The following is a 23,569-nucleotide window of genomic DNA, read 5'->3' as shown; positions in this document are numbered from 1 at the left end:
CGTCCAGCTGGTGGCCGCCCACGGCGGCCGTCTAGACCTGCGCTGATCACCAGCGGCCGCCCCGGACGGGCGGCCTTTTTCGTGCCTTCTCCGGGGTGGCCCCACCCCGGGAGGAAGACACGATGAGCAAGCTGTCCGGCATCACCCCGTCCGGTCACGTCCACCTCGGCAACCACCTCGGCGCGGTCCGCCGCTGGGCTCTCGAGGGCGGCGCGGACGACCTGTACTTCGTCGCCGACCTGCACGGCATGACGACCCCGCACAACCCGGCGAAACTCCGATCCTTGGCGCGCGAGCAGCTCGCCGTGCTGATCGCCGCCGGCATCGATCCCGAGCGGGTGTTCGTCCAGTCCGACCTGGCCCGCGAGCTGGGCGCGCTGACCTGGGTCCTGGAGTGCACCTGCAACTACGGCGAAGCCGCGCGGATGATCCAGTTCAAGGAGAAGTCGAAGGGGCAGGCCGGGGTGCGGCTGTCCCTGTTGACGTACCCGGCGCTGATGGCCGCGGACATCCTGCTGCAGGGCGCGGACGAGGTCCCGGTCGGCGAGGACCAGCGCCAGCACGTCGAGCTGACGCGCACGCTGGCCAAGCGCTTCAACGGCACGTACGGCGACGTGTTCACCGTCCCGCGCGCGGTGCTGCCGCCGGCCGGCGCGCGGGTGAAGGACCTGGCCGACCCGACGCGCAAGATGTCGAAGTCGGCCCGGGACGCGGTGGGCGTGGTGTTCGTGCTCGACGAGCCCGACCAGATCCGCCGCAAGATCCGCCGCGCTGTCACCGACGGCGGTTCGGTGCCGGTCCACGCCCCGGAGACCCGGCCGGGGATGGCGAACCTGCTGGAGATCCTGGCCGCCTGCCGGGGTGGCTCGCCGGCGGAGCTCGCCGACGAGTTCACCTCCTACGGCGCGGTGAAGGACGCCGTCGCCGACGCGGTGATCGAGGAACTGCGGCCACTGCGTTCCCAGGCGATGGCGCTGCTCGACGACGTCGCGGAGCTGGACCGGGTCCGCAAGGCGGGCGCGGAGCGGGCTCGCGAGCGCGGCTCCCACCGGCTCGACGCGGCCCTGCGGATGATCGGGGCTAACTGAGCAGCGCGCGGAAGGCCGGCAGCAGGATCCGGTCGGCGGGCAGCCAGTCGACGTCGTCGAGGTCGTCGGGCCCGAGCCACCGCACGGCTCGGTGCTCGACGGCCCGCGGCTCTTCACCTGGCGAAACGAGCGTCGCGGCGTAGATGCGGAGGACCTTCTCGCCGGGCAGCGGGACGTCCTCCCCGATCCGGCGGCCGACCTCGACGACGACGTCGAGCTCCTCGCTGCACTCGCGGGCCAGCGCGAAGGCCTCGGACTCCCCCGCCTCGACCCGGCCACCGGGCAGTTCCCACTGCCCCGCGTGCTTCGGCGGCCAGGCCCGCTGCTGGGCCAGCAGCTTGCCGTCCCGCACCAGGGCGGCTCCCACGATCACAGCGTTCACAGTCCCGGAACTTACCCGGAAGCCCCCGGGCGGGCCGCACACCGTGTCGCCCCTCCGATCACGCGAGATCCCCCTCCGATCACGCGAGATCCGCCCCCAATCACGCGAGATACGGCTTCAGTCACGCGATCCGACCCTCCGGGTACGCGAACCGACCGTCCCGTCACGCCTCCCCGCCCGCGGCCGCGCGCCAGACGACCACGAACCGCGCGCCGCCGTCCGGCGACTCGCCCACCTGGACCCGGCCGCCCCGGCGCCGGACCGTCTCCGCCACCATCGCCAGCCCCAGGCCCGTCCCGCCCGAGGACCGGGCGCGGTCGTCGGCGATCCGGTAGAACCGGTCGAACACCTTCTCCCGGTGCTCGGGCGCGATCCCCGGGCCGTCGTCGTCGACCACGACCCGGACCGAAGTCCGCGACGCCAGCACCGACACCACGATCTGCCCGCGCGCGTAGCGGCACGCGTTGCGCAGCAGGTTGTCCAGCACCAGCTCGACCTCCGCGTGCGCCGAAGACGCCCACGCCTGGGCGACCGCGGTGCTCACCCGCGTCTCCGGCGCCCCCGCCGGCAGCCGGGCCACCGCCGAACGCACTTCGCTCACCAGCTCCACCGGTGCCGCCGGCGGCACCTCCCCCGCGTCCGAGCGGGCCAGCGACAGCAGCCCGTCCAGCAGCGACGACAGCCGCTCGGCCTCGGTGAGGATGTCCGACAGCGTCTCCTGGGACAGCTCCGGGTCCGGGTTGGTCACCGCGACCTCGGCCTGCACCCGGATCGACGCCACCGGTGACCGCAGCTCGTGCGCCGCGTCGCCGGTGAACCGCCGGAGCCGTTCGGCCGCCTGCTCCTGCCGTTCCAGCAGCGCGTTGAACTCCTCCGCCAGCGCCCGCAGCTCGTCGTGCGAGTCCGGCAGCGCCAGCCGCGCCCCCGGCGGCAGCGACCGCACCGAACCCCGCATGCGCGCGACCGGCCGCAGCGACAGGCGCACCACCAGCCACGTCGCGAAGCCCGCGACCAGCGCGCCGACCGTCGCGACGACCAGCAGCCACACCCCGCCGTAGTGCACCGCGGCGGCGAACCCGACCAGGCCGGCCCCGGCGACGATCAGCCGCTGCGCCCCGTCCGGCGCGCTCACGACCGTGCCGAGGTACCGCGCGCCGTCGCGCTGCACCGGCTGCCCCGCCTTGAGCGCCGAGACGTCCGCGGGCGCCAGCCCGGCCGGGGTGCCGCCGTCCACCGGCGTGCCCGCGATGTCCAGCACCCGCAGCGTCACCGGCGCCGCGCCGGACAGCGGACGGCCCGCGCGCACCTCGTCGGCCGCCGGGCCGAGCGCGCCCGAGAGCTCCCGGTCGACCGAGTGGATGAGCCGCGGCGAGAGGTTCGACGCGGCCAGCGCCGCCAGCCCGAGCAGGCAGACCAGGGTGATCGTGGCGGCCAGCACGGTGATCCGGGCCTGCAGCGTCCGGCCCCGCCACCAGGAGATCACGGCGTGATGACCTCGTCGAGCTGCGCGTCGGAGGCCAGGTAGCCGTGCCCCCGCACGGTCCGCAGCAGCGCGCCGGCCCCGACCGCGTCGAGCTTGCGGCGCACGTAACCGACGTAGACCTCGACGAGGTTGCGCGTCACGGCCTGCTCCTCGCCCCAGACCGCGCGCAGCAGCTCGTCCTTCGTGACGACCGTGCCCGCCCGGCCGACGAGCACCTCCAGCAGCGCGAACTCCCGCGGGCTCAGCCCGACCTCTTCGTCGTGCCAGTGCACCTGCCGCAGCCCGCGGTCGACGGCCAGCGCGCCGAGCCGCAGCGTCCCGCGGCCTGCCTCCGGCCCGGCCCGGCGCAGCACCGCGCGGACCTGCGCGACCAGCACCACGAACGAGAACGGCTTGACGAGGTAGCCGTCGGCACCGAGGTCGAGGCCGTCGGCCTGGTCGATCTCGCCGTCCTTGGCCGAGACGAGCAGCACCGGCGTGGTGACGCCGTCCTTGCGCAGCCGCTCCAGCACGCGGTAGCCGGACAGGCCCGGCAGCATGATGTCGAGCAGGATGACGTCGAACGAGCCCGTGCTCGCCAGCTGCAGGCCGGTGGGCCCGTCCGCGGCGGTGACCACGTCCATGTCCTCCGCGCGCAGGCCGCGCTGCAGCGCCTTCCGCACGCCCGGTTCGTCGTCGACCACCAGCACCCGAGGTTTCACGAGACTCATCATGGCCGGTTTGCGCAGGTCGTGCGTCGGTTCTCAGCGCGATCTCAGTGTCGGGGGGAGAACCTTCAGGGGTATCTCAGCCTCGAGAGGGAAGCGTCGGTGCCAGGGAGCCGGGCACACTCGAGCCCGGGAACACCACAGGGAGAGACGCATGAAACCGAAGACGAAGGGCATCACCGCCGCGGTCCTCGGCACCGCGCTCGGTGCCGGCGGGCTCGCGTTCGTCGCGATGCCGGCCAGTGCCGACGACAAGCCGGCGCTGCCGCAGGTGAGCGCCGAGGACCTGGTGCAGTCGGTGGTCAAGGCGAAGCCGGGCGCGTTCGACGGCACGCTGAAGGTGAGCAACGACCTGGGCCTGCCCGCGGTGGGGAACGCGGTGCCGGGCGCGCAGGCGCTGAACATGGACTCCGCCCACATCTTCACCGACGGCGCCGGCAAGAGCAGGCTGGCCGTCACGCAGGGCGCGAGCCAGGAGACCGTGGTCCACGACGGCACCACCGTCTGGGACTACAGCTCCAAGACGAACACCGCGACCAAGCTGACCGTCCCGGCCGACGTGGCCCAGCGCAAGGGCGCGGGCAGCGACAAGACGGCCGACCCGCTCGCGGCGTCGACGGAACTGCTCGCGAAGGTCCGCGAGAGCAGCACGGTGTCGGTCGACGGCACCGCGTCCGTCGCCGGCCGCCCGGCCTACGAGCTGGTGCTGACGCCGAAGCCGACCGAGCGGACGCTGCTGCGCGAGATCCGCGTCGCGGTCGACTCGCAGACGCGGATGCCGCTGCGGGTGTCGGTGCTGAGCAACGGCACGGCCACGCCGGCGCTCGAGGTCGCGTTCACCGAGATCGAGTTCACCCAGCAGCCGGCCGACCTCTTCACCTTCACCCCGCCGAAGGGCGCCAAGGTGCAGGAGAAGACGGCGACGATCGACCAGCAGCACAAGGACCTGGCCGAGCAGGCCAAGCAGGACACGAAGATCGTCGGCGACGGCTGGGACACCGTCGTCACCGGCAAGGTCCCGGCGGACGCGCTGAACGCGGCGCCGAAGCAGCAGTCCGGCCGAGAGGGCCGTGGCGCCAACGCCGACCCGAAGGCGCTGCTCGAGCGGTTCGGCAAGAAGGTCAACGGCACCTGGGGCAGCGGCTACCTGTTCACCACGAAGGTCGGCAGCGCCGTGCTGACCGACGACGGCCGCTTCGCCGCCGGTGCGGTGCCGGAGCAGGTCCTGTACGAAGCGCTGGGTCAGAAGTGACCAGCACGGCTGTCCAGTCCGGGGCGGAGGTTTCTTCGGAGGCCTCCGCCCCGGCGGTTCCGCTCGCCGCGCGGACCCGGGGACTGCGCAAGGTCTACGGCAGCACCGTCGCGGTCGACCACGTCGACCTCGACATCCCGGCGGGCGCGGTTGTGGGGATGCTCGGGCCGAACGGCTCGGGCAAGACGACCACCATCCGCATGCTGCTCGGCCTGGTCCGGCCGACCGAGGGCGAGGTCGAGCTGCTCGGCCGTCCGATGCCGGACGCCGCCGCGCACGCGCTGCCGGACGTCGGCGCGCTGGTCGAAGGGCCGGGCTTCCACCCGTTCCTGTCCGGGCGCGACAACCTGCTGCGCTTCGCCGCGGCCGAACCGCGGCTGACGTCGGCCGGTATCCCGTCCGCGGTGGACACGGCGCTGGAGCGCGTCGGCCTGACCGGCGCGGCGCGCCGGCGGTACAAGGGCTACTCGCTCGGCATGAAGCAGCGGCTCGGGCTCGCTTCGGCGCTGCTCGTACCGCGGAAGATGGTCGTGCTCGACGAGCCGACCAACGGCCTCGACCCTGCGGGTACCAGGGAGATCCGCAGGATCGTCGCCGAGCTGCACGCCGAGGGCGTCACCGTGCTGGTGTCGTCGCACCTGCTGGCCGAGGTCGAGGCGACCTGCACGCACGTCGCCGTGCTGCAGAGCGGGAACGTCGTCGCGCAGGGCGAGCTGGCGGAGCTGCTGGAGTCCGGGAACGCGGCCCTGCTGGTCCGCACGCCGGACGCGGAACAGGCGGTGGAAGTGCTGCGGGAGAACCGGATCGGCGCCCGGCTCACGCCGGACGGCATCCGGGCCGACCTCACCGCGGCCGAGGCGCCGCGGGTGCTGCAGGTCCTGGTGGGCGCGGGGGTCGCGGTCCACGAGGCGACGCGGGCCCGCACCGGCCTGGAAGACCTGTTCGCACGGCTGACCGAGGGGGCGGAATGACCGCGGTACTGGAGGCACCGGCGACCCGCACGGGCCACGACACGGTCCCGCTGACCCGGCTGCTGACGGCGGAGCTGCGCTGGATCTTCCGGCGGCCGCGGACGCTGGCCGTGCTCGGGCTGCTGGCGCTGATCCCGGTGGTGATCGGCATCGGCCTGACGCTGGTGAGCGGGACGCCCGACGCCGGCGGCCCGAATCCCGACGGCGCGCTGCTGGCGTCGGCGGTCAACAACGCGTTCGTGCTGCCGATCGCGGCCATCGTGATGTCACTGGCGCTGCTGCTGCCCTTGGCGTCGGCGATGGCGGGCGCGGACGCGATCGCGGGCGAGACGTCCCACGGAACGCTGCGCGGCTGGCTCATCGCGCCGGTCGGGCGGGGCCGCCTGCTGGCGGTCAAGGCGTTCGGCGTCGCGACGGTGTCGGTGGTCTCGGTGCTGGCGATGTGCGTGACGGGTGTGGTGACCGGGCTCGTCATCAACGGCACGGATTCGCTGTTCACGCTGTCGGGCACGACGCTGTCGCTGGGCGGCGCGCTGGCGAGGATTCTGCTGGTCGCGGGCTGGGTGGTGCTGCAACTGTGGGCGGTCGGCGCGGTGGCGCTGGCCATCTCCAGCTGGACCGAACACCCGATGCTCGTGGTGGCCTCGGTGCTGGCGGGCGACATCGTGTTCACGATTCTGGGGTTCCTGACGTCGCTGGACTGGCTGCACCCGTTCCTGTTGACGCAGAACTGGTCGATGGCACCGGCCGAGGTGCTGCAGGACCCGATGGGGACGCAGATGCTGGGCGAGGGCGCTCTGCGCGCGGCTTGCTACATCGTGATCGGGCTTTCGCTGGCGTACGCCCGGCTTTCGACCCGCGACGGCTGAGGCTCGCCCCGGACGGCTAACCGACCAGCGCGACGCCGTCCGGGTCGAACCGCAGCTTCACCGCGTCCCCCGCCCGCAGGTCCGCCGCCGCCGGGGCGACCGCGTCCACAGTGGACTCGGCCAGCTTCACCACCAGCCGGACGTGTTCCCGCCGGTGCACCGCCGCGACCACCTCGCCCGGCACCCCTTCGGCAGCGACGTGCAGGGCGTGCGGCCGCAAGCCCAGGCGCACCGGGCCGTCGGCGACGTCCGGCAGTGCCACTTCACCCAAGGCAGTGCGCACGACCCCGCCGGTCGCGTGGCCGGCCAAGAACGTCGTCACGCCCAGGAACCGGGCCACGCCGTCGTCCGCCGGGTTGCGCCAGACGCGGCGGACCGCGCCCTCCTGGCGGACCTCGCCCGCGTCGAGCACCGCCACCCGGTCGGCCAGCGTGAAGGCCTCCTCCTGGTCGTGCGTCACCAGCAGGGCGGTGATCTTGCTGCGCCGCAACAGGTCCGCCAGGTCGATCGCCAGCTGCTCGCGCAAGCCCGCGTCCAAACCGGACAGTGGCTCGTCGAGCAGCAGCAACCGCGGCTTCGGGGCCAGCGCCCTGGCCAGCGCGACCCGCTGGGCCTGCCCGCCGGACAGCTCCGTCACCCGCCGCTTCTCGAAACCGGAGAGGCCCACCAGCTCCAGCAGCTCGGCCACCCGCGGCGCCCACTGCGCGCGGGGCACCCCGTGCATGCGCAGGCCGAAGGCGATGTTCGCGGCGACGTCTCGGTGGGTGAACAGCTGGCCGTCCTGGAACACCAGGCCGAAGCCGCGCCGGTGCACCGGGACCGCGCCGAGGTCCTCGCCGTCCCAGCTCACCGAGCCGCGCGCCGACGGCTCGAGGCCGGTGATCGCGCGCAGCAGCGTCGACTTGCCCGAGCCCGACGGGCCGAGCAGCGCCAGCACCTCGCCGTCGGCGATGTCCAAGCGAGCGTCGCGGACCGCCGCGAACGCTCCGTAGTGGACAGTCAGGTCCCGTACCGACAGCGCCATCAGAACTCTCCCACCCCGCCGCGCCCGAGCCGGTCGATCAGCGCGACCGCCAGCACCGTCACGAGCATCAGCAGCGCGCACGCCGCGTACGCCATCTGGTTGTTCAGCTCACCCGGGCGCGCCATCAGCGTCGCCACCGCGACCGGCAGCGTCGGCGCCGTCGGCCGGGCGAGGAAGCTCGTCGCGCCGAACTCGCCGAGGGCCACGACGAAGCCGAACCCCGCCGCCGCCACCAGCGGCCGCAGCGTCAGCGGCAGGTCGATCTCCCGCCACACCCGCAGCGGGCTGGCCCCGAGCGTGGCCGCGGCCTGCCGCAGCCGGACGTCGACCGAGCGCAGCACCGGCAGCACCATCCGCACGACCAGCGGGATGATCACCAGCGCCTGGGCCAGCGGCACCAGGTAGGGCGACGTCCGCAGGTCGCCCGGCAGCGCGTCGAGCGTCACCAGGTAGCCGAACCCGACGGTCACCGCGGACACCCCGAGCGGCAGCATCAGGACGGCGTCCATCGTCTCGCCGAGGCCCCGCGCGGCTTTCGCGGGCGACCGGCGCAGCGCCACCAGCACCACGGACGCGAGCACGCCGACGACCATCGCGAGCAGGGTGGCGTCGATGGCCACCTTCAGCGAGTTCAGCGCGGCGTCCCAGCCGGACACCTGGAGCGCGCCCTTCTCGCCGGTGCTCGTCAGGGCCCGGTACCCGGCGAGGCTCCAGCCGTCCTCAGTGGACACCGATTCGGCGAGGAGCGCCGCGATCGGCGTCACCAGCAACGCCAGCACGACGCCCGCGGCACCGACGACCCACCATTCGCCGCCCCGCGGCCGCCGGGCACCGGCGGAGCCGGTCCTCGCGCCCTCCTTGCGCCGCCGCGCCAGCCCGCCGAGCACCAGCGCGGCGACCACCGCCGCGAACTGGATCAGCGAGAGCGCCGCCGCACCAGAAAGGTCCAGGAGGTCGACCGTCCGCAGGTAGATCTCGGTTTCCAGGGTCCGGTAGCGGCCGCCGCCGAGGATCAGGACGACCCCGAAACTGGTGGCGCAGAACAGGAACACCACCGCCGCGGCGGACGCGATCGCGGGGGCCAGCGCGGGCAGCGTCACAGACCGGAAGGCCCGCCACGGCGAGGCGCCCAGCGCGCGGGCGGCGTCGGTCGTCCGCGAATCCAGCCGCGCCCACAGCCCGGCGACGGTCCGCGCGACGACGGCGACGTTGAAGAAGGCGTTCGCCAGCACGATCGGCAGCACGCCGCCGTCCGGCCACAGCGCCCGGAAGGCCAGCCCGACGACCACGGTCGGCAGCACGAACGGCACGAGCACCAGCGTCCGCGCCAGGCCGACGCCGGGCAGCCGCACCCGCGCCAGCAGGAACGCCACCGGCAGCCCGGCGAGCACCGCGACCACCGTCGACGCGGCCGCGCTCGCGACGGTGAACCCGGCCAGCTGCCAGGTCCGCGGGTCGCTCAGGACGACGTCGAGCCCGCCCGCGGCGAACCCGCGGCCGATGATCGCGACGACCGGCCAGGCGAAGAACACCACCAGGAAGCCGATCGGGGCCAGGCCGAGCAGCGCCAGGCCGAGGCCGCGAGCGGTCCGCGCCTTCCGGGTGCTCCGGGGCGGCGCCTCGGACGGCAGTGTCACTGCACGAGCGTGCGCCATTCGCCGATCCACTTCTCGCGTCCGGCCTGCACCTGGTCCGCGGGCAGCGTCTGCGGCTTCTGCGGCAGCGGCGCGACCTGCGCCCAGCCCTGCGGCAGGTCGACGCCCTGACGCGCCGGGTAGACGTACATGTTGGCCGCGACCGTCGCCTGGAACTGCTGGGAGAGCAGGAAGTCGACGACCTTGCGGGCGTTCTCGACCTGCTTGCCGCCGGCCAGCACGCCGGCGTACTCGACCTGCCGGTAGCAGGTGTCGAGCAGCGCCTCGGTGCGCGGCTTCCCGTCGTCGCCGACTTCGGCGGCGGGCGAGGACGCGTACGAGACGACGATCGGCCGCGGGCCCTTGCCGGACGAGCCGGAGAACTGCTTGGTGTAGGCCTCTTCCCAGCCGCTGACCACCTTGACGCCGTTGGCCTTCAGCTTCGTCCAGTAGTCCTTCCAGCCGGTCTCGCCGTACTTGGCGACGGTGCCGAGGAGGAACGCCAGCCCGGGCGATGCCGTCGCCGGGTCCTCGGCGACCAGCAGGTCCTTGTACTTCGGGTCGGCCAGGTCGTCGTAGCTCGCCGGCGCCGGGATGCCCTTGGTGGCGAAGTAGTTCTTGTCGACGTTGACGCAGACGTCGCCGACGTCGACCGCGGAGAGGCGATGCTCCGGGTCGACGGCGTAGCGCTGCGGCCCGCGATCGGCCTCGGGGCTGGTGTAGGGCTCGAAGACGCCCTCGCCGAGCGCCCGGGAGGCGAAGGTGGAGTCGACGCCGTACGCGACGTCGCCGATCGGGTTGGCCTTCGTCAGCACGAGCTTGTTGGTCAGCGATCCGGCGTCACCCTGCTTGAGCACGGAGACCTTGATGCCCGACTGCTTCTGGAAGGCGTCGAGCACCTCCTGCGGCGCCAGGAAGGAGTCGTGCGTCACGAGGGTGACGGTGGGCGTCTGCTGCGTACCACCGTCACCGGCCGACAGCGAGCACGCCGTGGCGACGGCGCTGACGGCGGCGATGGCCGTCGCGGCGCGAACAGCCCTGCGTTTCATCTACCCTCCTGCACTTCGCCGGACGCGGAAGGGGAGCCCTCCCGTCGCCGGCATGATCCGGTCAGGTGCGAACGGTCGCGGGTGACCCGCCTCTCAGCCCGGCTCACCGGACTCCCGTGGCAACCGTGCAGCGTAGTCGAGGACGCAGGACGATGGAGGCATGACGGAAATCTTGAGCGACTCAGAGGCTGATCGTTCCCTGCGGGCGGGCTGGACGCGGTCCGGCGCGGAGATCTCCCGCGAGGTGGAGCTGGCGAGCTTCCCCCAGGCGATCGAGGTGGTGAACCGGGTGGCGGAACTCGCCGAAGCCGCCGACCACCACCCGGACATCGACATCCGCTGGCGCACGCTGACGTTCCGGCTCTCCACGCATTCGGCGGGCGGCTTGACGGAGAAGGACTTCTCTCTCGCGGCCCAGATCGACGCGGTGCTCGCCTCCGTGTGATCCCGGTTACTCTGGGTGCACTTTCTCTTGCCTTGGACGTCTCTCGGTTACCGGAACCTTTGGGAGGGAGACGAGAGATGACTCAGGCAATCGTGGTCGGTACGGCGGCGTTCGCGACGATGGTGGCGGCGGCCGGCGGGGTGCTCTGGTTCACCGCCCGCAACCGCCGTCACCTGGACGGCTGAGAGTTCGATCACAGCGGCTAACGCCGGGCATGATCAGCGCGCTGTTCCTGCGGAAGCATCGGTTTTCGCCTTGAGGAACGCCCCATGAACAGCACTCTGACCGCTGCCCAGCGCGCCTGGATCAACGCCCTCGCCCCCGCGGTGGTGTTGATCGCGATCGCGCTGCTGGGCCTGCTCGGCTAGTTCGCTCCGGCCTGCCGGGTCCGCGGGTCCGGCAGGTCACCGGGTTATCTGCGCCGGCGGCGGGAAGTCCGCCGGGGGCTCGTCTTCGACGGTCCAGTACTCGAGGCAGGACAACCGTCCGTCTTCGGCGAACACGATGAGCCCGCCGCCGGGTGCGCCGGCTTCGATCGCGACCGGGTCGTCGACGATCGCCGCGACCGGCAGGGTCCGGTCGACCTCCAGGTTGATGCTCGGGCACCCGCAGCCGCACCGTCCGATCACCCGGGCCGTGCGTGCCTGGGCCCGCAGTTCGGCGGCGCCGGGGAAGTCCGCCGCGAGCAGCGTGTCCAGTGCCGCCCGCTCGTTCGCGGTCAGCGGGCGGTTCTCCGCCATCAGTAGCGGGACATGTTCGGGATGGTCTTCTCGGCGAGCCCGATGAGCTCGTCGACCTTGGCCACGTCGGCCGTCACGTCCTCGGGCGTCACCGAAGGTGCTTCGGAGGACCGGTAGGCGATTTCGTTGCGCCGGGCCCGCATCCGGTTGAAGGGCCGCAGCAGTGGTCCCAGCGGTGGATCGAGCTGCGCGAGAACCGCTTCGTAGACGGTGACGTGGCCGCCACGGCTGGTCGCGCGCAGGCCCTGGTTCTGCAGGACGGCCGCAAGCGCCCGGCGGGCACCGTCGTACGCCAGCGTGTACGCACCCTCCGGGTCCGAGTCCAGCAGCTGCCGCGCCGAAGCGACGTGCGTACGGGCCCTGGCGATCTCCGCCTCCGCGGCCTCCCGCGAGGCCGGGACGCGTTCGAGGGAGCCGCGCGCGAGGAGCGCGTCGATCGTGGCGCGGCCCTGGTTCCAGCGGGTCATCGGGCCTCCTGCTCGAGAGACAGCGCGACCAGCGGACGTTCACGCACGCTGGTGAGGAAGGGATCCGCGCTGTCCGCAGCCCACGCCGCCGGCGAAATCCGGTGGACGTTGACCTCCCGGCCCAGCCGGCGCGACACGGCCTCGGCCAGGTCGAACAGCGCGTCCGGATCCGGTTCGCCGACGACGAGGACGTCGACGTCACCTGGGGGCGGCCCGGGTTCACCGCGGTAGCGGGCGGCCCAGGAGCCGTAGATGTAGGCCTCGCTGATGCCCGCCAGGCCGGACAGCGCCTCGGCGAGCAGCGGCATCGGCCCGAAGGTCACCGAGATGACCTCGCTCAGCGGCCGGTAGAGCGGGGTGTCCGTGCGGGCCTTGACGAGCCGGCTCCGGCCCACGCGCCGGTCTTCCAGGATGCCGCCGCCGACGAGCCGTTCGACCTCGCGCAGCACGGTCGTCGCCGAGACGCCGAACGCCTCGGCGAGCTCGGTGATGCTGTACTCCCGCTCCGGGTGCAGGAGGACCAGCGCGAGCAGCTCGCCCTGCATGCGTGAGCGGAGCAGGGGGAGCAAGCTCGGCGAAGCTTTCATTGGACGCAGCATATCCTGCGTCCAGTGAAAGTAACAAACGGTGATCAGATGTTGCGGCGAAACTCGGCCTGACAACGCAGTCCTGGTGCCAATAAGTCAGTTCACGGATTGGCTGATTCGTCGGGCCTCGCACGCCGAGTCTCGCGGCGCGATCCAGGACCTTCTCGCGCCAAGAACGGCAGGCGAACCACCGAGCGCGTTCCGCAACCACGAGAAAGGCGACCTGAGCCGGCTCCTCGCCGCTGCGTTCGCACGTTGAGCAGGCCGGTTACAGCAAGTATTGTATCGAGCGTGAAACGTGACGAAGCGGCTGAGGCTCCGGCTGGCGATCGTTGCGCAGCAGGTTTGGAGTGGCAACCGGGGTCCAGGTGACTTCGTCGACGCGTTCGTGAGCGCGTTGGTCTACGCACAGCGACCGGAGGAGCAGGCCCTGCTGGTGACCGACCTTGGCGAACGCGGCAAATGGATGGCCGTCTTCACGACACTCGAACGGCTGGCCGCACACGTGGGCAAGTGCGACTACTTCACTACAACGGGTGCGGATCTTTTGGAACTGGTTCCGCCTGGTGTGGGTCTGATGGTCGACCCCGACGATGCGCACCGGTTCCCGGTCCTGTCTCGGATGGCGCCACCGGAACTCATCGCGCGGGCATGGGCACACGCGGGAGAGCGGGGACGTAAGACGGAGTAGTGACCTCGGGGACCTACTCGGCAAGGCAGCATCCGCCTACCGGGCGATCGAGCACACCAACACAGCGGCTCTGAAGTCCGATCCCGGGTGGGACGCAGTCTCGCCCGACGAGCCGACGATTGGCGCTGTCTGATGGCGGAGCTCGGCCAGACGGCCGATCCGAAGGCCTTGATCCCCGGCGATCCGCCAGCCGTGTTCGAGAACGCCCGAGTACTGAGCGAGCGAGCCAAGACGGCCCACGCGGTCGGGGACGCGCTCCGGCGGATCGACACCGGCGCCTGGCAGGGACCAGCGGCGGACAAGTTTCACGAGGACCATCAGACCGAGGTGCCTCGTTGGGGGCAGGCCGGCGACTCGCTGGACAACGCCGTTCTCGCGCTGACGGACTTCGCGAACTGTCTCTCCTGGGCGCAGGGGCAGGCAGCCGAAGCCATCGCCCAGTGGCAGCAGGGCGACAACGCCACCCAGCAAGCGAAGACCGACCATGATCGCGCTGTCGCCGATGCCGACGCGAAGACCAGGGCGAACGCACAACACGGTGACCCGACCGTGGTGCAGGCCCCGCCGTTCACCGACCCCGGCGAGGCCCAACGCCAAGCCGCGCGGGACATTCTGAACCGCGCTCGGCAGCAGTTGGCGAGCGTAGGCAACCTGACGGCTGACGCACTCCGCTATGAGGGAGCAGTTGCGCCGCAGGACTCCCGGAGGCAGTCCGATGCGAACTTTTTCGGCGGCATCTGGGACAGCATCAAGGAGGCAGGTGGAGGCCTCTACCAGATCCTCGCGGATCCGGCTGAAGTCGTCGCATCGATGGCGCACAACATCGCGCATCCGGTCGACACGTTCAAAGAGATGGTCGCCTGGGACGACTGGGCCAATGGCCACGGCGACCGCGCATTGGGCAAGATCACCGGCAACATGCCGCTTGGGTTCACCGCGTTCGGTGCGGGAAAGCTGCTCAAGGAGCGCGCACCCGGGCACGGCGAGCACGAGCCCGATTCGGAGCGCGGTCTCCCGGGAGAGAGCGGCACCCCGGAAACGCTCGAGGCGAAGCTGATGGATGACGGGATGGGCTACGAAGAAGCGCACGCCGAGGCTTTGCAGACCCATCCTCCCGGCAAGAATTATGATCCTGACGTGATCGACCAGGAACCCTTGTTCGGTCCGTGGTGGCGGAAGATGAACGGGTTGGGACCGCGATGACGATCGTTGAAGTGGAACGACACGGCCTCGTCGCGATCGACGAAGGCGATCACCCAGCGGCATACCCGGCCGCAGAATGGCTGCGGTCGTCCCGGCCGGCCATCGGCGCCGTGGCGAACCCGGTCCGGATGCACGTCGAAGTCCTGCGACGGTTCGGTGGCCTCGCTCCACGCGCTCTTGTCGGCGGACAGTTCACGCCCGGCCGGGGCGACCAGACGCAGTTCGCCGTGGCCGTGGCGACCTTCGGCTTGTTCGACGCCGACGAGGAGCCGGCCTGCACGAGCGAGCTGTGGCAGGAACCGTTCACCGTGGGGCTGCCCGTCGAGTTCGCCCGAGCAGTGTCCAGTGCGCTCAGCGAGGGGCCCGGCCTCCCGGCGGGGACCCTCACGATCGACCGCGCAGGCTTCGACCTGGTCAATTCGTCCGAGATGATCTTCGGGCAGGCGACAGCCGCACTGAAGACCGCCATGGCCGCGCAGCTTTCGGGCCAGGATGCCGGCGCCGCGGCCAGGTCGCTCGTCAGCACCTGGTGAGCGCGGAACCGAGCAGGACGACTCACCAGCCGCGCGAACCGGCCACCACGCGTCAGACGTTGAAGCGGAACTCCACCACGTCGCCGTCGGCCATGACGTAGTCCTTGCCCTCCATGCGGACCTTGCCCGCCGCCCTCGCCGCCGCCATTGAGCCCGCCTCCATCAGGTCGTCGTAGGAGACGATCTCCGCCTTGATGAAGCCGCGCTCGAAGTCCGTGTGGATCACGCCCGCCGCCTGGGGGGCCGTTGCGCCCTGGGGGATCGTCCAGGCGCGGGACTCCTTCGGGCCCGCCGTCAGGTACGTCTGCAGGCCGAGCGTGTGGAAACCCGCGCGGGCCAGCGAGTACAGGCCCGGCTCCGGCTGGCCGACCGACTCGAGCAGCTCGCGCACCGACTCCTCGTCGTCCAGCTCCAGCAGCTCCGCCTCGACCTTCGCGTCGAGGAACACCGCGTCCGCCGGCGCGACCAGCTTGGTCAGCTCCTCGCGGCGGGCCTCGTCGGTGAGCACCGACTCGTCCGCGTTGAAGACGTACAGGAACGGCTTCGTCGTCAGCAGGCTCAGCTCGCGCAGCGCGTCGAAGTCGACTTCCTTCTGGGCCTGGAAGAGCGTGCGCCCGGCGTCGAGGATTTCCTTCGCCTTCTGGGCGTTGTCGAGCGCGGGCTTGTTCTCCTTCTTCGTCCGCGCTTCCTTCTCCAGCCGCGGCAGCGCCTTGTCGAGGGTCTGCAGGTCGGCGAGGATCAGCTCGGTGTTGATCGTCTCGATGTCGCTCGACGGGTCGATCCGGCCGTCGACGTGCACCACGTCCGGGTCGTCGAACACGCGGATGACCTGACAGATCGCGTTGGCCTCACGGATGTTCGCCAGGAACTTGTTGCCCAGCCCGGCGCCCTCGGACGCGCCCTTCACGATGCCCGCGATGTCCACAAAGGACACCACGGCGGGGACCGTCTTCTCCGACTTGTACAGCTCGGCCAGCTTGTCCAGCCGCGGGTCCGGCAGCGGCACGACACCGACGTTCGGCTCGATCGTCGCGAACGGGTAGTTCGCGGCGAGCACGTCGTTGCGGGTCAGCGCGTTGAACAGGGTGGACTTGCCGACGTTGGGCAGGCCGACGATACCGAGGGTGAGGCTCACGACCCCGCAGTCTACGTGGCTGCCCCGCCCGGGCCCCACGCACCCAGCGCCGTGGCGGATTTCCGCCAGCGACGGCGCTGACCTGCTGGCATGCTCGGCGCAATGGTCACCGAAACGCTCTCACTCTGGCGCGACGCCGAACGCTGCTACCGCGTGGTCACCGCCCGCGACTCGCGCTTCGACGGCCAGTTCATCATGGCGGTCCGCACCACCGGGATCTACTGCCGCCCGTCCTGCCCGGCGTCGACGCCGAAGGTGCAGAACGTCCGCTTCTTCCCGACGTCGGCGGCCGCGCAGGCCAACGGCTTCCGCGCCTGCCGCCGCTGCCTGCCGGATGCCGTGCCCGGCTCGCCGGACTGGAACGTACGCGCCGACCTGGCCGCGCGCGCGATGCGCCTGATCTCCGACGGGACCGTCGAGCGCGAAGGCGTTCCGGGCCTCGCGCGGCGGCTCGGCTACTCGGAGCGCCAGCTCGGCCGGGTGCTGACCGCCGAGCTGGGCGCCGGGCCGCTCGCGCTGGCCCGGGCACACCGCGCGCACTCGGCGCGGCTGCTCATCGAGGTGTCCGAGCTGCCGCTGACGGACGTCGCGTTCGCGGCGGGCTTCTCCAGCGTGCGGCAGTTCAACGAGACGATCCGCGAGGTGTTCGCGACGACGCCTTCGCAGCTTCGCGTCTCCGCGGCTTCCCGGCGCGGGCGGCAGAGCGAGGTGACCGGGACGCGGCTCAGCCTGCGGCTGCCGTTCCGGCCGCCCTTCGACGCTTCGGGGTTGCTTCGCTTCTTCGCGGACCACGCGGTGTCGGGCGTCGAGGACGTGACGTCGGAGGCGTACGCGCGCTCGCTGCGGCTCTCCCACGGCACCGGCGTCGTGCGGTTGACGCCTTCGTCCGACCACGTGCTCTGCGAGCTGATGCTCACCGACCTGCGCGACCTCGGCAGCGCGGTCAGCCGGGTGCGCCGGCTGCTCGACCTCGACGCCGACCCCGCGGCGGTCACCCGCGTCCTCGGCGCGGACCCGGCGCTGGCTCCGGTGGTCACCGCCGTGCCGGGGATCCGGGTGCCGGGCGCGGTGGACGGCGAGGAACTGCTGCTACGCGCCGCGCTCCGACGTGAGGAGCTCCCGCTCGGCGACGAAGTACCGGGCGAGTGGGGCGTGACGAGGCTGTTCCCGACCGCGGCCCAGGTCGCCACGGCCATGCCGGGCCACCCTGCTGTCGTCGCGGTGGCGGAAGGCCGGCTGGACGTGCACGTCGGCCGGGACGCGGCGGAACTGCGAGCGGAGCTGCTGACGTGCGTCGACCCGTCGACCGCGGACTACGTGGTGATGCGGGTGCTCGGTGCCCCGGACGTGCTGCTCGCCGACGACCCCGCCGTCCGCCGCGGTGCCGAAGCACTGGGCATCGCGCCGGCTGCGCTCGACGAGCGCGCCCGCGAGTGGACGCCGTGGTGTTCCTACGCCGGGATGTACCTCCGGCGCGCGGCCGGCTAGCCCTGTTCGCCCTGCCACAGCACGGCTTGGGCGACGATGACCTGCTCGCCGTCGTAGGTCGCCGCCGGCGAGCCGTACAGGCGGTAGCCGAGCTCCAGCGCCTCGCTGACCCGGTGGCAGAACTTGGCGTCGTCCGGGCCGGTGAGCAGGCGGTAGCGGGGCATGCCGTTCGGCGGCTGGTCGGTCATGGCTTCATCTTGGCCGAGTGATCAGCCCGCGCGCACCTCCAATGTCGAGCCCGTGCGGGACTTGCGGACGCGCAGCCGGGTGGGGATGCGCTGCCGCAGCTCCTCGACGTGCGACACGAGCCCGACGACCCGCCCACCGGCCCGCAGCTCGTCGAGGATGTTCATCACGACGTCGAGGGTTTCGGCGTCGAGCGTGCCGAACCCCTCGTCGACGAACAGCGTGTCGAGGAGGGCGCCACCGGCCTCCCCCGCGACCACGTCGGCCAGCCCCAGCGCGAGGGCCAGCGACGCGAGGAACGACTCGCCACCGGACAAGGTCTTCGCCGGGCGGATGGTGCCCGAGTAGTCGTCCAGCACGTCGATGCCGAGCCCGCCGCGGGTGCCGCGCGCGCCGGCCGCGTCCGAGTGCACGAACGAGTACCGGCCCTGGCTCATCGTGCGCAGCCGGTGCGTGGCCGCGACGGCGACCTCTTCGAGCCGCGCCGCCAGCACGTACGACCGCAGCGACATCTTGCGGCTGTTCTGCCCGCGCCCGTTGACAACCTCCGCGAGGGCCCGCAGCTCGGCGTACTCCGCTTCGGCCGGGGCGAGCCCGGCCAGGGCGGCCCGCAGCAACCCGGCCAGCCGGGTCAGCTCCTCGTGCTGCGCGGTGACCGCCCGCAGCGCCGCGTACGCGGAATCGGCGCGGGCCCGGGCCAGCTGGACCGCGTCGGCCGCGCGGCCGACGTCCGCGACGTCGTCCGGCGAGATGCCGAACAGGTCCGGCTCGGCGAGCAGCGCCCGCGCACCCGCCGCGGCCGCCTCGGCGTCGGCGATGCCCTGCTCCAGCTTCTCGATCTGCTCGTCCGGCAGCATCGCGGCCCGCGCCTTCTTCAGCGACGTGAACCCCTTCGCCGCCACCGCCGCCTCGACCAGCACGCGCTGCTGGGTGACGCGTTCGCGGGCGCCGGCCACCGCCGTGCGCGCCTCGGCGACCGCCTCCAGGGCCTCGGCCAGGCCGAGGAGGTGCTGCCGCCGCGCGCCGACGTCCGCGAATTCGCCCCGCCCGGCGACCAGGCGGCGCTCCCGCTCGGCGAGCCGCTCTTCCAGGGCGCGGACGTCGGTCGTGGCTTCCGTCTCCGCCTGTTCGGCGCGGCGAAGGCGTTCTGTCCTGGCTTCCAGGTCGCGCTCCAGCAGGATGACCTGCTGTCCGAGCTTCGCCTTGGCCGCGGCCTGCTCGGTGAGCGCGGCGACGGTGGCCCGGGCTTCCGCCAGCTCGGCGGTGATCGACTCGGCCGTGCGGCCCGCCAGCCGCTCGACCAGCCCGGCCAGGCGCGCCTTCGCCTCTTCCAGCGCGACGACGACCCGCTGCCGCAGCGCGTCCGCCGCCTGCTCGGCTTCCTCGGCCGCGCGTTCCTCGGCCGGGTCGACCAGCTCGACGTCCCGGGTCGCCTTCGCCGGGTGTTCGGCCGAGCCGCACACCGGGCACGGCGCGCCATCGGCCAGTGCGGCGGCCAGCTCGGCCGCCATCCCGTCGAGCCGCCGCTCGCGCAGGTCGAGCCGGCGCTGCCGGGCCGCCTGGTGCTCGTCGACGACTTCGCGGAGCTTCGCCTCGCCGCGTTGGACCTTCGCCCGCGCCTCCGGCAGCTCGGCCGCGTCGCGGGCGAAGGCGCGCAACTCGTCCACCTTCGCCTTGGCGCCATCGAGCTTGGCCTCGGCTTCGGCCGCGGCCAGGGCGTCCGCGCGCAGCTTCGCCAGCTGGCCGGGGATCGCGGCCAGTTCGCCGGCCAAGGCCTCGACCTGCTGCTTCGCCGTGACGGCGGCGAGTTTCCGGTCGTCCCGCCGCATGACGTCGAGCGCCTGCTGTTCGGCCTCGGCGACCAGCTCCGCGACCGCGCCCGCCTCTTCGTGTGCGGCAGCCGCCCGGGCCTTCAGGTCACCGGTCGCCCGGGTGCCGAACTCCCGCAACCTGGCCCCGCGGGCCTTCTCCCCCTGTTCGGCTTCGGCCAGTTCGGCGACCCGCCGATCCAGCAGGTCCGCCTCGACGGCGACGCCGGCCGCCCGCCGCGCGGCCGCGACCTCCTGCGCCCACTCGGCCCGCTGCGGCGCCTGTTCGGTGATTTCGAGCAGCCGCAGGTGCGCCGTGCGAACGCGGCGGATCTTTTCCGCGCCCGCGCGCTCTTCCTGCAGGTGGACGTCCGCCCGCCGCGCCGCCGAACGCGCCCGCTCCTCCTCGGCCGTCACCTGCCCGACCCGGGCTTCCGCCTCGGTGAGCACGGCGTCGACCCACTCGGCCACGCCCGTCTCCGGCGGGTCCTGCTGGGCCTCCTGCGCGTACCGGGCCAGCAGCTCGCGCACGTCCCGCTGGCGCGCTTCCAGCTCGCGGCCGCGCTCGGCACGCAGCTCGGCGAACCAGCGTTCGACGTCGGCGAAGCGCTCGGTGCCGAACAGCCGCTCCAGGAGCTTCTCGCGCTCGGCGGTGTCCGAACGCAGGAAGCGCGCGAACTCGCCCTGGGGCAGCAGCACGACCTGGAAGAACTGCGCCGCGGTCATCCCGAGCAGGCGCTCGACGGTGCGCGCGACCTCCTCGATCCGGATCAGGCCTTCCGGCGCGAGCCCGGCGGGCGCGGTGCCGATCCAGCTCAGCGACACCCTTGCCTGCTGGGTGGTGGTGCCCTCGCCGCGCCGCTTCGGCCGCTGGTACTCCGGGTTGCGCACGATCTTCAGCCGGTGCCCCTGCACGGTGAGCTCCAGCGCGACCTCGGTGACCTGGTCGGGCTCGGCGAGGTCGCAACGCAGCCGCTTCGCCTCGTTGCGGGCGCCGGGGACCACGCCGAACAACGCGAACGCGATCGCGTCGAGCAGCGTTGTCTTGCCTGCGCCGGTTTCGCCGTGCAGGAGGAAGAGACCGTCGGCGCCGAGCACGTCGAAGTCGACCACTTCGCGTGCGCAGTACGGCCCGAAGGCTTCGACCTCCAGCCTGTGCAGCCTCATTTCGCGAGGGCCCCCCGGTCGGCCGCTTCGAGGGCCTGGAACAGGAGCCGCTCTTCGCGCTCGGTCGGCGGGGCGCCGCGGCAGTCGTCGAGGAAACTGCGCGAGACCTCGATGTCGGACCGGCCGCGGACGGCGTCGGAATAGCGCAGCGGGGCGCCGGCGTGCCCGCCCGCGGGCTCCCACTCCAGGTGCACCGCGTACGGGAACCGCTCGCGCAGCCGCCGCATCGCGTCGACCGGGCGGACCCGGTCGGTGACCGTGACCGAGAGGAAGTGGCCGAGGTACCGGTCGTGGTCCGGGTTCGCGAGGAGCTCCTCGAGTTCGCCTTCGAGGGTGGCGAGGGGTCTCGGCACCGGCAGCTCGTGCCGCCTGACTTCGCGCAGGCCGTGTTCGTCCAGGTCGACCAGCCAGACGGACTTGCGTTGGCGCGCCTCGGAAAACGAGTACGCCAGCGGGCTGCCGGAGTACCGCAGGTGCTCGGCGAGCGTCTGCGGGCCGTGGAGGTGGCCGAGGGCCACGTAGTCGACGCCGTCGAAGACCGCGCCGGGCACCTGCTCGACGCCGCCGACCGCGATCGTGCGCTCGGAGTCGGTCGGTTCGCCGCCGGTGACGAACGCGTGCGCGAGCACCACCGACCGGACGCCGGGCCGGGTTTCGAGGTCCGCGCGGATCCGGCGCATGGCCTCGGTGAGCACGCCGGTGTGGCCGCGCGCCTCCGGCACGCCGAGTGCGTGGCGCGCCGGTTCCGGTTCCAGGTAAGGGATGCCGTACACGGCGACCGGGCCGCTCTCGTCTTCGAGGAGCACCGGTTCGGCCAGCCCGGCGACGGTGGTGCGCAGGTGCAGGCCGCCGGCCGCGGCGAACTCCGCGAACGCGCCGAGGCGGGGCGCCGAGTCGTGGTTTCCGGGCGTGACGACCAGTTGCGCGCCCGCCGCGCGGATCCGGGCGACCGCTTTCGTCGCCACCCGCACGGCTTCGGCGGAGGGGACCGCGCGGTCGTAGATGTCGCCTGCCACCAGGACGGCGTCGATCGCCTCGCCGGCCACGAGGTCGGCGAGGTGCCCGAGCACCGCTTCCTGTTCCGCGAGCAGGTCGGCGCCGTGGAACGTGCGGCCGACGTGCCAGTCGGAGGTGTGCAGGAGTCTCACGAGGGCCAAGGTACGACCCGGCTCCGACGATTTCGCGCAGGCACGCCGCCTTCTCACTCGAACGTGTGTACTAACACGAGCGGGCAAGATCGGACACGCCCTTCGCGGAATCGATGTGTTCGCAGGTCAGCTACCCAGAGCGACGGATCGGGTGCGTTTTTTGTCGGTGGTCTCCGCCATGATGTCTGCGAGCTCGGAGGCCGGGGCTCGCAGTTCGGAGTTCGGACGGAGGAGGCGAAGTGGCGACAGTGCTGACGACCGCGGCGATCGTGCTCGCGGTTCTGCTGCTGTTCGCCGTCGCGGTGCTGTGGCGGCTGTACCAGGACGGGATGCGCCGGGCGGACGCGGCGGCCCGGCTGGTGGCGGCCGAGCGGGCCAAGGCCGACCAGCAGCAGCTGGCGCTGCGGCGCTACGAGGTCGCGTTCGCGTCGATCAGCGGCCGGGGCGAGCTGGGCGAGCAGGTGCTGGTCGAGACGGCGCGGGCGCTGGGGCTGCGCGAGGACCTGCACTTCACCCTGCAGACGGACCTGGGCGGCGGTGGCTCGGCGAAGCCGGACATGGTGCTGCGGGTGGGCGGCGACCGCACGGTCCCGGTCGACGCGAAGGCGAGCATGGCGACGTGGTCCGAAGCGGTGGAGACGGACGACCCGGACGAGCGGCTGGACGCGTTGCGCGCGCACGTGCGGCAGATCCGCTCCCGCGCGGCGGAGCTGGCGGGCAAGGGCTACCAGCGCTGGGCGGACGCGATCTACGGAACGATCATGTTCGTCCCCTCCGACGCGGCGGTGGTCGCGGCGCTGGACACGGACCCGGAGCTGCTGCGCTGGCTGATCGACCGCAGGGTGTTCCTGTGCGGCCCGACGGGCTTCGGGGTACTGGCCTCGGCGGCGCTGTTCGCGGCGAGCGACCGCACGCTGGAGGCGGACGTGGAGCAGGTTCGTGCCGGCGCGGCGGCGGCCCACCGGGCGGCGGGCGGCGCGGTGGAGGCGCTGAACCTGTCGAGCACGCATCTGCAGAGGTTCCTGTCGGCGCGGAGGCGGGAGCTGGAGGCGTTGGAGACGTTCCGGGCGACGGTTGCGCCGCTTACCGAGGCGTCGGGGAGCCCGGCTGCGGTGCCTTCGGTGCGGAAGGGGGATGAGCTGGCGGCCAGTTGAGGCGCGTGGGTTCTGCTGAGGAGGTAAGGCCGGGCGGTTTGCGCCGGGGCGGCGGGCCGGAGCCGGATGGACCGGAGCTGGGCTGGGCGGCCCCGCGGGTCACGGCGGGCTAGCGGGACTGGCCGGCTGGGCTTGGAGGTTGGGGACGGGCGGTTTGCGGCCGGGCGAGCCGGAGCTGGGCTGGACGGCCCCGTGGTTCACGGTGGGCGAGCGGGACCGGCCGGCTTGAGCCCAGCGTCCGCGGCCGGCGAACGGTCGGATCCGCTCGACCTCAAGGTCCGCCGGCTGAAGCCCAAGGTCTGCGGCAGGCGAGCGGCCGGACCCACCCGACCCGAGGTCCACCGGCTGAAGCCCAACG

The 23,569-nt window shown here is 72.5% G+C and carries 23 protein-coding genes; 10 read left to right on the top strand and 13 right to left on the bottom strand.

Translation table 11 applies throughout. From position 1 onward, the window contains the following. Positions 1–122: 122 nt before the first annotated feature. Positions 123–1,088, top strand: coding sequence for a tryptophan--tRNA ligase (gene trpS / locus ACWEGE_RS41960; protein ID WP_449666065.1), 966 nt, complete (start codon positions 123–125; stop codon positions 1,086–1,088). On the opposite strand, the gene ACWEGE_RS41955 is transcribed toward trpS, so the two are convergent. The 3 genes from ACWEGE_RS41955 to ACWEGE_RS41945 form a co-directional block, all read right to left on the bottom strand. Next, positions 1,081–1,470 (bottom strand): (deoxy)nucleoside triphosphate pyrophosphohydrolase, encoded by a 390-nt coding sequence (locus tag ACWEGE_RS41955; protein ID WP_449666064.1) that lies wholly within the window; start codon positions 1,468–1,470, stop codon positions 1,081–1,083. The genes trpS and ACWEGE_RS41955 overlap by 8 nt on opposite strands. A gap of 163 nt (positions 1,471–1,633) precedes the next feature. Next, positions 1,634–2,953, bottom strand: coding sequence for a sensor histidine kinase (locus ACWEGE_RS41950; protein WP_449666063.1), 1,320 nt, complete (start codon positions 2,951–2,953; stop codon positions 1,634–1,636). Further along, entirely contained in the window at positions 2,950–3,666 is a 717-nt protein-coding gene (locus ACWEGE_RS41945; RefSeq protein ID WP_167455136.1) for a response regulator transcription factor, read from the bottom strand. Before ACWEGE_RS41945 ends, ACWEGE_RS41950 begins: the two co-directional genes overlap by 4 nt. Positions 3,667–3,814: 148 nt before the next feature. On the opposite strand from ACWEGE_RS41945, the gene ACWEGE_RS41940 reads away from it, so the two are divergent. From ACWEGE_RS41940 to ACWEGE_RS41930, 3 genes are read left to right on the top strand one after another with little or no spacing between them, the layout of a single operon-like run. Further along, positions 3,815–4,912, top strand: a complete 1,098-nt coding sequence (locus ACWEGE_RS41940; RefSeq protein WP_449666062.1) for a LolA family protein — start codon at positions 3,815–3,817, stop codon at positions 4,910–4,912. Beyond that, positions 4,909–5,883 (top strand): ABC transporter ATP-binding protein, encoded by a 975-nt coding sequence (locus ACWEGE_RS41935; RefSeq protein ID WP_449666061.1) that lies wholly within the window; start codon positions 4,909–4,911, stop codon positions 5,881–5,883. The genes ACWEGE_RS41940 and ACWEGE_RS41935 overlap by 4 nt, the downstream gene beginning before the upstream one ends. Further along, on the top strand, positions 5,880–6,752 hold the full coding sequence (locus ACWEGE_RS41930) for an ABC transporter permease (RefSeq protein ID WP_449666060.1): 873 nt from the start codon (positions 5,880–5,882) through the stop codon (positions 6,750–6,752). The genes ACWEGE_RS41935 and ACWEGE_RS41930 overlap by 4 nt, the downstream gene beginning before the upstream one ends. Before the next feature lie 16 nt (positions 6,753–6,768). Here ACWEGE_RS41930 and ACWEGE_RS41925 read toward each other — a convergent pair whose 3' ends face one another. The 3 genes from ACWEGE_RS41925 to ACWEGE_RS41915 form a co-directional block, all read right to left on the bottom strand. After that, complete coding sequence (locus tag ACWEGE_RS41925; protein WP_449666059.1) at positions 6,769–7,776, bottom strand: ABC transporter ATP-binding protein; 1,008 nt, start codon at positions 7,774–7,776, stop codon at positions 6,769–6,771. Continuing rightward, entirely contained in the window at positions 7,776–9,332 is a 1,557-nt protein-coding gene (locus ACWEGE_RS41920) for an ABC transporter permease (protein ID WP_449666072.1), read from the bottom strand. The genes ACWEGE_RS41925 and ACWEGE_RS41920 overlap by 1 nt, the downstream gene beginning before the upstream one ends. A gap of 77 nt (positions 9,333–9,409) precedes the next feature. Next, positions 9,410–10,459, bottom strand: coding sequence for a thiamine ABC transporter substrate-binding protein (locus ACWEGE_RS41915; protein WP_449666058.1), 1,050 nt, complete (start codon positions 10,457–10,459; stop codon positions 9,410–9,412). Positions 10,460–10,619: 160 nt separating this feature from the next. Here ACWEGE_RS41915 and ACWEGE_RS41910 point away from each other — a divergent pair, with 160 nt between their 5' ends. Beyond that, positions 10,620–10,904 carry a 4a-hydroxytetrahydrobiopterin dehydratase gene (locus ACWEGE_RS41910; protein ID WP_449666057.1) on the top strand — a complete coding sequence of 95 codons (285 nt, stop codon included), beginning with the start codon at positions 10,620–10,622 and terminating at the stop codon, positions 10,902–10,904. Between the two features lie 404 nt (positions 10,905–11,308). Here ACWEGE_RS41910 and ACWEGE_RS41905 read toward each other — a convergent pair whose 3' ends face one another. Genes ACWEGE_RS41905 through ACWEGE_RS41895 form a run of 3 tightly spaced genes read right to left on the bottom strand, consistent with a single transcriptional unit; the run spans position 11,309 to position 12,698 of the window. After that, positions 11,309–11,644, bottom strand: a complete 336-nt coding sequence (locus ACWEGE_RS41905) for a hypothetical protein (protein WP_449666056.1) — start codon at positions 11,642–11,644, stop codon at positions 11,309–11,311. Continuing rightward, complete coding sequence (locus tag ACWEGE_RS41900) at positions 11,644–12,111, bottom strand: hypothetical protein (RefSeq protein ID WP_449666055.1); 468 nt, start codon at positions 12,109–12,111, stop codon at positions 11,644–11,646. The genes ACWEGE_RS41905 and ACWEGE_RS41900 overlap by 1 nt, the downstream gene beginning before the upstream one ends. Next, positions 12,108–12,698: an ArsR family transcriptional regulator gene (locus tag ACWEGE_RS41895; RefSeq protein ID WP_449666054.1), complete on the bottom strand. Its 591-nt coding sequence runs from the start codon at positions 12,696–12,698 to the stop codon at positions 12,108–12,110. Before ACWEGE_RS41895 ends, ACWEGE_RS41900 begins: the two co-directional genes overlap by 4 nt. Before the next feature lie 298 nt (positions 12,699–12,996). On the opposite strand from ACWEGE_RS41895, the gene ACWEGE_RS41890 reads away from it, so the two are divergent. The 3 genes from ACWEGE_RS41890 (at position 12,997) to ACWEGE_RS41880 (ending at position 15,125) form a co-directional block, all read left to right on the top strand. Continuing rightward, a complete protein-coding gene (locus tag ACWEGE_RS41890; RefSeq protein WP_449666053.1) occupies positions 12,997–13,389 on the top strand; it encodes an SseB family protein in 393 nt (130 codons plus the stop codon). Between the two features lie 132 nt (positions 13,390–13,521). Then, positions 13,522–14,592: a putative T7SS-secreted protein gene (locus ACWEGE_RS41885; protein WP_449666052.1), complete on the top strand. Its 1,071-nt coding sequence runs from the start codon at positions 13,522–13,524 to the stop codon at positions 14,590–14,592. Further along, positions 14,589–15,125, top strand: coding sequence for a hypothetical protein (locus ACWEGE_RS41880; RefSeq protein WP_449666051.1), 537 nt, complete (start codon positions 14,589–14,591; stop codon positions 15,123–15,125). The genes ACWEGE_RS41885 and ACWEGE_RS41880 overlap by 4 nt, the downstream gene beginning before the upstream one ends. Positions 15,126–15,177: 52 nt before the next feature. Here ACWEGE_RS41880 and ychF read toward each other — a convergent pair whose 3' ends face one another. Beyond that, the gene (gene ychF, locus ACWEGE_RS41875) at positions 15,178–16,260 is read right to left on the bottom strand and encodes a redox-regulated ATPase YchF (RefSeq protein ID WP_449666050.1); all 1,083 of its coding nucleotides are present in this window, start codon (positions 16,258–16,260) and stop codon (positions 15,178–15,180) included. A 102-nt stretch (positions 16,261–16,362) separates the two neighbouring features. Between ychF and ACWEGE_RS41870 the strand changes: the two genes are divergently transcribed. After that, positions 16,363–17,748, top strand: a complete 1,386-nt coding sequence (locus tag ACWEGE_RS41870) for a DNA-3-methyladenine glycosylase 2 family protein (RefSeq protein WP_449666049.1) — start codon at positions 16,363–16,365, stop codon at positions 17,746–17,748. Here the strand turns inward: ACWEGE_RS41870 and ACWEGE_RS41865 are convergent. Genes ACWEGE_RS41865 through ACWEGE_RS41855 form a run of 3 tightly spaced genes read right to left on the bottom strand, consistent with a single transcriptional unit; the run spans position 17,745 to position 22,057 of the window. Continuing rightward, positions 17,745–17,936 carry a DUF1737 domain-containing protein gene (locus ACWEGE_RS41865; protein WP_449666048.1) on the bottom strand — a complete coding sequence of 64 codons (192 nt, stop codon included), beginning with the start codon at positions 17,934–17,936 and terminating at the stop codon, positions 17,745–17,747. The two genes, ACWEGE_RS41870 and ACWEGE_RS41865, sit on opposite strands and share 4 nt — an antisense overlap. A 21-nt stretch (positions 17,937–17,957) precedes the next feature. After that, complete coding sequence (locus ACWEGE_RS41860; RefSeq protein WP_449666047.1) at positions 17,958–20,909, bottom strand: AAA family ATPase; 2,952 nt, start codon at positions 20,907–20,909, stop codon at positions 17,958–17,960. Continuing rightward, positions 20,906–22,057, bottom strand: a complete 1,152-nt coding sequence (locus ACWEGE_RS41855) for a metallophosphoesterase family protein (RefSeq protein ID WP_449666046.1) — start codon at positions 22,055–22,057, stop codon at positions 20,906–20,908. Before ACWEGE_RS41855 ends, ACWEGE_RS41860 begins: the two co-directional genes overlap by 4 nt. Before the next feature lie 239 nt (positions 22,058–22,296). On the opposite strand from ACWEGE_RS41855, the gene ACWEGE_RS41850 reads away from it, so the two are divergent. After that, positions 22,297–23,211 carry a DNA recombination protein RmuC gene (locus ACWEGE_RS41850; protein WP_449666045.1) on the top strand — a complete coding sequence of 305 codons (915 nt, stop codon included), beginning with the start codon at positions 22,297–22,299 and terminating at the stop codon, positions 23,209–23,211. Positions 23,212–23,569: the final 358 nt, after the last annotated feature.

The organism is Amycolatopsis sp. NPDC004747 (genome assembly GCF_053601335.1).
This window is presented reverse-complemented; position numbering and strand designations above follow the sequence as displayed.

Bases quoted from the DNA above. Each gene is read 5' to 3' on its own strand.
- trpS (WP_449666065.1), top strand. From the start codon at position 123: ATGAGCAAGCTGTCCGGCATCACCCCGTCCGGTCACGTCCACCTCGGC.
- ACWEGE_RS41945 (WP_167455136.1), bottom strand. From the start codon at position 3,666: ATGATGAGTCTCGTGAAACCTCGGGTGCTGGTGGTCGACGACGAACCG.
- ACWEGE_RS41940 (WP_449666062.1), top strand. From the start codon at position 3,815: ATGAAACCGAAGACGAAGGGCATCACCGCCGCGGTCCTCGGCACCGCG.
- ACWEGE_RS41930 (WP_449666060.1), top strand. From the start codon at position 5,880: ATGACCGCGGTACTGGAGGCACCGGCGACCCGCACGGGCCACGACACG.
- ACWEGE_RS41925 (WP_449666059.1), bottom strand. From the start codon at position 7,776: ATGGCGCTGTCGGTACGGGACCTGACTGTCCACTACGGAGCGTTCGCG.
- ACWEGE_RS41915 (WP_449666058.1), bottom strand. From the start codon at position 10,459: ATGAAACGCAGGGCTGTTCGCGCCGCGACGGCCATCGCCGCCGTCAGC.
- ACWEGE_RS41910 (WP_449666057.1), top strand. From the start codon at position 10,620: ATGACGGAAATCTTGAGCGACTCAGAGGCTGATCGTTCCCTGCGGGCG.
- ACWEGE_RS41905 (WP_449666056.1), bottom strand. From the start codon at position 11,644: ATGGCGGAGAACCGCCCGCTGACCGCGAACGAGCGGGCGGCACTGGAC.
- ACWEGE_RS41900 (WP_449666055.1), bottom strand. From the start codon at position 12,111: ATGACCCGCTGGAACCAGGGCCGCGCCACGATCGACGCGCTCCTCGCG.
- ACWEGE_RS41895 (WP_449666054.1), bottom strand. From the start codon at position 12,698: ATGAAAGCTTCGCCGAGCTTGCTCCCCCTGCTCCGCTCACGCATGCAG.
- ACWEGE_RS41885 (WP_449666052.1), top strand. From the start codon at position 13,522: ATGGCGGAGCTCGGCCAGACGGCCGATCCGAAGGCCTTGATCCCCGGC.
- ACWEGE_RS41880 (WP_449666051.1), top strand. From the start codon at position 14,589: ATGACGATCGTTGAAGTGGAACGACACGGCCTCGTCGCGATCGACGAA.
- ACWEGE_RS41870 (WP_449666049.1), top strand. From the start codon at position 16,363: ATGGTCACCGAAACGCTCTCACTCTGGCGCGACGCCGAACGCTGCTAC.
- ACWEGE_RS41865 (WP_449666048.1), bottom strand. From the start codon at position 17,936: ATGACCGACCAGCCGCCGAACGGCATGCCCCGCTACCGCCTGCTCACC.
- ACWEGE_RS41860 (WP_449666047.1), bottom strand. From the start codon at position 20,909: ATGAGGCTGCACAGGCTGGAGGTCGAAGCCTTCGGGCCGTACTGCGCA.